This window comes from Bacillus sp. P4_D3, assembly GCF_056401855.1.
The window spans coordinates 1-7,382 of sequence record NZ_JBFUIN010000143.1 but is presented as its reverse complement, the minus strand read 5'-3'; the positions used below and the strand labels follow the sequence as shown (position 1 = coordinate 7,382).

Annotated in this window: 7 protein-coding genes; 5 read left to right on the top strand and 2 right to left on the bottom strand. The window is 34.7% G+C overall.

The annotated features are described in order from the left end of the window. A partial coding sequence (locus AC1DTM_RS14950; protein WP_477000417.1) for an aldo/keto reductase occupies positions 1 to 435 on the top strand: 435 nt, incomplete at its 5' end. Positions 436 to 557: 122 nt separating this feature from the next. Next, on the top strand, positions 558 to 1,496 hold the full coding sequence (locus AC1DTM_RS14945; protein ID WP_016106577.1) for a thioester domain-containing protein: 939 nt from the start codon (positions 558 to 560) through the stop codon (positions 1,494 to 1,496). A 41-nt stretch (positions 1,497 to 1,537) separates the two neighbouring features. Here AC1DTM_RS14945 and AC1DTM_RS14940 read toward each other — a convergent pair whose 3' ends face one another. Further along, positions 1,538 to 2,176, bottom strand: coding sequence for an NAD(P)-dependent oxidoreductase (locus AC1DTM_RS14940; RefSeq protein ID WP_016106576.1), 639 nt, complete (start codon positions 2,174 to 2,176; stop codon positions 1,538 to 1,540). Positions 2,177 to 2,477: 301 nt separating this feature from the next. Between AC1DTM_RS14940 and AC1DTM_RS14935 the strand changes: the two genes are divergently transcribed. The 3 genes from AC1DTM_RS14935 to AC1DTM_RS14925 all read left to right on the top strand — a co-directional run bounded on the left by AC1DTM_RS14935 (position 2,478) and on the right by AC1DTM_RS14925 (position 6,913). Beyond that, the gene (locus AC1DTM_RS14935; RefSeq protein WP_477000416.1) at positions 2,478 to 3,908 is read left to right on the top strand and encodes an alanine/glycine:cation symporter family protein; all 1,431 of its coding nucleotides are present in this window, start codon (positions 2,478 to 2,480) and stop codon (positions 3,906 to 3,908) included. A 302-nt stretch (positions 3,909 to 4,210) separates the two neighbouring features. Next, positions 4,211 to 5,392 (top strand): NupC/NupG family nucleoside CNT transporter, encoded by a 1,182-nt coding sequence (locus tag AC1DTM_RS14930; RefSeq protein WP_002112759.1) that lies wholly within the window; start codon positions 4,211 to 4,213, stop codon positions 5,390 to 5,392. Positions 5,393 to 5,731: 339 nt separating this feature from the next. Further along, complete coding sequence (locus tag AC1DTM_RS14925) at positions 5,732 to 6,913, top strand: NupC/NupG family nucleoside CNT transporter (protein WP_002112757.1); 1,182 nt, start codon at positions 5,732 to 5,734, stop codon at positions 6,911 to 6,913. Between the two features lie 55 nt (positions 6,914 to 6,968). Here AC1DTM_RS14925 and AC1DTM_RS14920 read toward each other — a convergent pair. Next, positions 6,969 to 7,382: DUF418 domain-containing protein (locus AC1DTM_RS14920; RefSeq protein ID WP_477000415.1), on the bottom strand; the 414-nt coding region annotated here is incomplete at its 5' end.

Below are 7,382 nucleotides of genomic sequence, written 5' to 3'. Positions count from 1 at the left end.
GAGCGTGTACGTGCGATTGGTGTGAGTAACTTCCAAATCCATCACTTACAAGATGTAATGAAAGATGCAGAAATTAAGCCAATGATTAACCAAGTAGAATACCACCCTCGTTTAACACAAAAAGAATTACAAGCTTTCTGTAAAGAACAAGGTATTCAAATGGAAGCATGGTCACCACTTATGCAAGGTCAATTATTAGATAACGAAACATTACAAGAAATTGCTGATAAACACGGTAAAACGACAGCGCAAATCATTTTACGTTGGGATCTTCAAAATGAAGTTGTAACAATTCCGAAGTCAACGAAAGAACAGCGTATTATTGCAAACGCAGATATTTTCAATTTTGAGCTAACAAAAGAAGATATGGAAAAGATTGATGCTTTAAATGAAAACCACCGCGTCGGTCCAGATCCGGATAACTTTGATTTCTAATAGAGGTAAGTTCAAAGAGTGCAAAAAGTTTGCGCTCTTTTTTATTTTGTCTATGCATAAAAAAAATTTCTAACTAAATAATAAACAGTAGTAAATTTGTTATTTTATAAGGGGTTGTAGACATGAATATAAAACGATCGTTCAAGATAATGGCCACTTTTTTGAGTGTTTTATTTGTATTTGCGAACTTATTATTCCCACTTCAAAAAGCATTCGCAGAAGTTATGGACCATACGAAGTATCAAATGGATTGGAGTTACAGTAGGTCAAAGAAGAAACCAATTCGAACAGAGCTTATTAAAACAGCAGATGGAAAAATTGCTTTTTGTTTAAATGTAGATTTAAAATCGCCAAGTGGTCAAGATTTACCTGAAATGGGTAAAGTGGATATTAACGTGTACCGCGTACTATTAAACGGATACCCACAAAAGAGTCCGCAAGAATTAGGTGTTTCTGATTGGAGAGATGCACATTACGCAACGCAGCTTGCGGTGTGGAATGCGTTAAAACAAATTGATATTAATGATTTAGATTTCCGTAATAAAAATGTAGAAAAAGTAACGAAAGATATAGTTGCAAAAGCAAGTGCTAGTGAAGAACTACAAGAAATTACGATGAGTGTAACACCTTCGGAAGAACAAGAAGCAGTATTAAAAGATGAATTTTTTGAAACTGGTTTATATACAGTGCAAACAAACGCTAAAAGCGGAACGTATAAAGTGCAGGCAACAGGTGCACCAGAAGGCGCGAAGTTCGTAAATGAAAAAGGCGAGGGAAAAACAGAATTTAATGTAGGAGAAAAGTTCCGCATTTTAATTCCGAAACAAACACCATCGGGTGGATTTAGCTTTAAAGTATCAGGGAATTTAACGAAACTACAAGGAATTGCACATAAAGGTACACCGACTATTCAAAATGCGGTTGTGTTACTTGAGCGTAGTGAAGAGAAAACAAGTCCAGAGTTAGCGGTAAGTTGGAAAAAAGCAAATGGTCATGATAATAAACCAAATAAACCCTATACACCAAATGAACCACATAAACCGAATCAATATAACAGATGATGAAAAAAGCTCGTAAACACTATGTTTACGAGCTTTTTTTATTACTCAGCTTCAGAAACAACTGTGAAGCGTTCGTTTACATGTTTTGGATTTTCGATTTCATCAAGTGCTGCTACTGCGAAGTCTTCGTAACTTACGTAGCTATCGCCTTTTGAGTTAACGAGAAGATTGTCTTTGCCAGCTGTATAAGAGCCAGTACGTTTTCCTAGTGCAAATAGTGCAGAAGGGCTGATGAATGTCCAAGTAATATCATTTGTTTGTTGTAAGATTTCTAAGTTTTTACCTTGGTTTTGAGCAGTTGCAAGGTATTCATTTGGGAAACCTGGTGTATCAAATACACGAGTCGTTTTTTCTTCGTCTACAAATAAGCTACCAGCACCACCAACTACAAGTAATTTTGTGTTAGGTGCACCTTTCATAGCTTCGATCAGTACGTTTCCTGCATCTACGTGAAGGTGTTCCTCACCTGCTGGAGCACCGAATGCGTTTACTACAACATCGAATGCTTGTAGGTCATTAGATGTAAGGTTGAATACATCGTTTTCTAAAACTTTTACGTTGTCTTCTGTTATTTTTGAAGCGTTTCTTACGATTGCAGTTACTTCATGACCGCGATCTAATGCTTCTTTTAAAATGCGACTTCCAGCTTTTCCGCTTGCTCCGATAATTCCGATTTTCATAATGAATCCCTCCAAAGTGTTTTGTTAAAGTGTATATGTGAAAATGAATGAATTTAGTGTAATTAGGTTTGTTACAACTTGATGTAATCATTATAGTTACAGGTTGGTGTTTTTGTCAATGGGATTATGTATTGTTTTAGTATGTACATTTTATAAATATAAAGTCATAAAACATAACAAATAACACCGTTATGTTACAAAACCTAACATATGGAAGTAATAACCTGTCGAAAAATGTTGATTTTTGAATATTTTTTAAATATAATTCAATTTATGAAGAAAAAGGGAGGGGACTGACAGTATGAATATTTTAGAACAATTCGTTTCATCAACGAATACGATTCTTTGGTCATATATTCTTATCGCAATGTTAATCGGTTTAGGGCTTTATTTTTCTATAAAATTGAAATTCGTACAAATTACTCATTTAGGGGAAATGGTTCGATTAATGGGTGATGGTTTAACTGGAAAGACACGTAAAAAGGGTAGCGTATCTTCTTTCCAAGCTTTCTGTATGAGCTCAGCAGCTCGTATTGGAATCGGGAACTTAGCTGGTGTAGCGCTAGCTATTTCTATGGGAGGACCWGGAGCTGTATTTTGGATGTGGGTTATTGCGATTATTGGGGCATCTTCAAGCTTCGTAGAAAGTACGCTTGCGCAAATTTATAAAGTAAAAGATGGTAGTGGCTTCCGTGGTGGTCCTGCTTATTATATGGAAAAAGGTTTAAATAAACGTTGGATGGGAATTTGGTTCTCTATCCTTATTACAATTAGTTACGGTTTAATTTTCAACTCAGTACAAGCAAATACAGTGACATTAGCATTTGAAAATGCATTTGGTATTGAGCGTTATGTTGTTGGAATCGTATTAGCAGTATTAGTTGCGGTTATTATTTTTGGTGGTGTGAAAAGTATCGCACGTATGTCTGAGCTGATCGTTCCGCCAATGGCACTTATTTATATTGCAGTAGCTATTTTCGTTGTTATTAAAAACTATTATTTAATACCGGATATGTTTACAGAAATCTTTAAAGGTGCATTCGGTTTAGATTCAGCTGTAGGTGGCGGTATCGGTGCTGCAATGAAGTTTGGTATTCAGCGCGGATTGTTTGCGAACGAAGCAGGTATGGGTAGTGCGCCAAATGCGGCTGCAACAGCGGATGTAACACATCCAGCTAAACAAGGATTTATTCAAACAATTGGAGTATTAGTAGATACATTCTTAGTATGTACATCAACAGCGTTTATCGTACTATGTTCTGGTGCATATAAGGCAACAAATTTAGAAGGTATTGAATTAACGCAAGTGGCGTTAAGTTCACAAATCGGTTCGTGGGCAAGCGGCTTCTTAGCGATTATCATTTTCTTATTTGCTTTCAGTTCATTACTAGGAAACTATTATTATGGTGAAACGAATATTGAATTTATTAAACAAAGTAAAACTTGGTTAACGATTTACCGTATTGCGGTAGTGGGAATGGTATTATTCGGTTCTGTTGCGACGCTTCAAGTTGTATGGAATATGGCAGATTTATTTATGGGTCTAATKGTAATCACAAACTTAATTGCGATTACACTTCTTGGACGATTTGCGTATGCAGCATTAGCGGACTATGTGAAACAAAAGAAACAAGGAAAAGATCCAGTCTTCAGTGCAGATTCTATCCCTGGTTTAACGAACACAGAGTGCTGGGACAAGCCAGCAGTAGCGGACAAAGAAAAAGCTGTATAATAAAAGATGGAACGAGCATCAGAGAAATTTGATGCTCGTTTTTTTATGGTGATAAAATAAGGAGAGAGGTAAAAGACGAACATTAATGAGCGTTTTATAATAAAATGTAATTTTTTTAAAGAAAAATGCAGATGTGAGTTGTAATTTGTGTTAGAATGGTTAATGGCTTTAGAATAAGAGATTAGACGACTTTTTATAATCATTTCTATGGTTTTAGGGGTAAATGGAAAGTTCGGTTTATTTCGTATTTCTAATGGTCAGACGTTCAACGTTAATGAAGAGTTAAATGGAGGATTTTATTAATGAAGTTTGTTATGTTTCTTGTAGGATTACTAGTTGTATTCGTACTCGGTTTTCTTATAAGTTCTGATCGTAAGAAGATTAAGTATAAACCAATCGCGATTATGCTTGTTATTCAGCTAGCGTTAACGTATTTCTTATTAAATACGCCAATTGGTTATATTTTAGTAAAAGGAATTTCAGATGGATTTGGAGCGCTTCTTGGATATGCGGAATCTGGAATCGTTTTCGTATTTGGTGGTCTTGTTAATAAAGGAGAGGTTTCATTCTTCTTAACAGCTTTATTACCAATCGTATTCTTTGCCGTTTTAATTGGAATTCTGCAACACTTTAAAATTTTACCGATATTTATTCGTGCTATTGGTACTATGCTAAGTAAAGTAAATGGTTTAGGAAAATTAGAATCATATAATGCAGTAGCGGCTGCAATTGTTGGGCAAGCAGAAGTATTTATTACAGTAAAAGATCAATTAAGTAAAATCCCCAAACATCGTTTATATACACTATGTGCGTCTTCCATGTCGACAGTATCGATGTCGATCGTTGGTTCTTATATGAAAATGATTGAGCCAAAATATGTAGTAACAGCACTTGTATTAAATTTATTTAGTGGTTTCATTATTATTCATATTATTAATCCGTACGATATTACGGAAGAAGAAGATACACTGAAGTTAGAAAATAAGAAAAAACAGTCATTCTTTGAAATGTTAAGCGAATATATTATGCTTGGTTTCACGATTGCGATTACGGTAGCAGCAATGTTACTTGGTTTCGTAGCATTAATTACAGCAATCAATAGCTTGTTTGATTCAGTGTTCGGTATTACATTCCAAGCTATTTTAGGATATATTTTCTCACCATTAGCATTCGTAATGGGAATCCCGCAATCAGAAATGGTAACGGCGGGACAAATTATGGCAACGAAATTAGTATCGAACGAATTTGTTGCGATGCTTGATCTAGGAAAAGTAGCTAGTGATTTATCAGCTCGTACAGTCGGTATTCTTTCTGTATTCCTTGTATCATTTGCAAACTTCTCATCTATCGGAATTATTGCAGGTGCAACGAAAGGGATTGATGAAAACCAATCAAACGTTGTTTCATCATTCGGATTACGACTTGTATACGGTGCGACATTAGTAAGTCTTTTATCGGCGATTATCGTTGGTGTTATGTTATAAAAAAAATAGCCCTAGCTCATAGCTAGGGCTATTTTTTATAGTAAATTTACATAAAAAAACCAATCGGTTAGGAATATATTAACATATAAAAATCTTTTAAAATTTATATTGCATTTCGATTAGATAACGCTTACAATTTGATTTGTAGGTGGTATCCATTTCACACGTTAAATACGGTAGAGAAGAAGAGACTACCTGTTATAAATTGCAATTTATGTAAACGCTTACTGATTTTAGAAGACAGTTCAAAATATTTTAAGGGTTCATATTTTTTTAATATTAATGGTCAGACGTCATTCGTTATACGACTGATAACTCATGGAAGTGGAGGATTCACATATGAAGTTAGTAATGTTTCTAGTCGGTTTACTTGTAGTATTTGTACTAGGGTTCCTTATAAGTTCAGATCGTAAGAAAATTAAATATAAACCAATTGCAGTTATGCTTGTAATTCAATTGGTACTTGCGTATTTCTTACTAAATACAAAGGTAGGATTTGTATTAGTAAAAGGGATTGCAGATGGATTTGGCGCTATTTTAAAATTTGCGGAAGCAGGGGTTAATTTCGTATTTGGTGGTCTAGCAAATGATGGACAAGCACCATTCTTCTTAACAGTATTATTACCAATTATTTTCTTAGCAGTACTAATTGGGATCTTACAACATATAAAAGTTTTACCGATTATCATTCGTGCAGTCGGTTTCGTATTAAGTAAAATTAACGGTTTAGGAAAACTTGAATCATATAACGCAGTAGCGGCGGCAATTGTCGGCCAAGGTGAAGTATTTATTACAGTAAAAGATCAATTAAGCAAATTACCAAAAAATCGTTTATACACACTATGTGCATCTTCAATGTCAACAGTATCGATGTCAATCGTTGGTTCTTATATGAAGATGATTGATCCAAAATATGTAGTAACAGCACTTGTACTAAACTTATTTAGTGGATTCATTATCATTCATATTATTAATCCATATGATGTGAGCGAAGAAGATGACATTTTAGAATTACAAGAAGATAAGAAACAAACATTCTTTGAAATGTTAGGCGAATATATTATGCTAGGTTTCTCTATCGCTGTAACAGTAGCGGCGATGTTAATCGGTTTCGTAGCATTAATTACAGCAATTAACGGTGTGTTCGATTCAATTTTCGGAATCACATTCCAAAGCATTTTAGGATATATCTTCTCGCCATTAGCATTCGTAATGGGCATTCCAACATCAGAAATGCTAACAGCAGGACAAATTATGGCAACGAAATTAGTAACGAACGAATTTGTTGCGATGCTTGATCTAGGAAAAGTAGCTGGTGAGTTATCAGCTCGTACAGTAGGTATTTTATCAATCTTCCTTGTATCATTTGCGAACTTCTCATCTATCGGAATTATCGCAGGTGCAACGAAGAGTATCGATGGAAAACAATCAAACGTTGTATCTTCATTCGGATTAAAACTTGTATACGGTGCAACGTTAGTAAGTATATTATCAGCTGTTATCGTTGGGGTTATGCTTTAATAAATAACAAAGAAGTCGTTTATCTCTCACTTCGGGAGGATAAACGACTTTTTGTTTAGCTTGCTTTATCCAAGTCTCTTTTAAATTGTGGTTTCTCCAAATAAGTTCCCAGTCTCCATATATATTCCACAGGCCCCATTCGATATTTCTGTAGCCAATAGGTACTAACGAATAATTGAATCGTATAAATTCCAATGGTTAAAAGAATACCGAAGAAATAGCCAATTTTACCGTATAAGCCAAATCCATATGAGTAAAAAATAGTTGTTGTGATAATAGATTGCGCTAAGTAATTACTAACCGACATTTTTCCCATGTTCGCCATGTATGTTAGTAAATGCGCTACCTTTTTGTAATGGAATAATAAAATAATCGTGCTTCCGTAAAAGAAGGTCATGGTTACTGGTGTAAGACTATCTTGTAACATAATTAAAATCGGATGTTTCACGAATATAGCTAAGATTTTAAT

Excerpts from the sequence above, each read along its gene's own strand:
- AC1DTM_RS14930 (WP_002112759.1), top strand. The coding sequence starts at position 4,211 with ATGAAGTTTGTTATGTTTCTTGTAGGATTACTAGTTGTATTCGTACTC.
- AC1DTM_RS14945 (WP_016106577.1), top strand. The coding sequence starts at position 558 with ATGAATATAAAACGATCGTTCAAGATAATGGCCACTTTTTTGAGTGTT.
- AC1DTM_RS14925 (WP_002112757.1), top strand. The coding sequence starts at position 5,732 with ATGAAGTTAGTAATGTTTCTAGTCGGTTTACTTGTAGTATTTGTACTA.
- AC1DTM_RS14940 (WP_016106576.1), bottom strand. The coding sequence starts at position 2,176 with ATGAAAATCGGAATTATCGGAGCAAGCGGAAAAGCTGGAAGTCGCATT.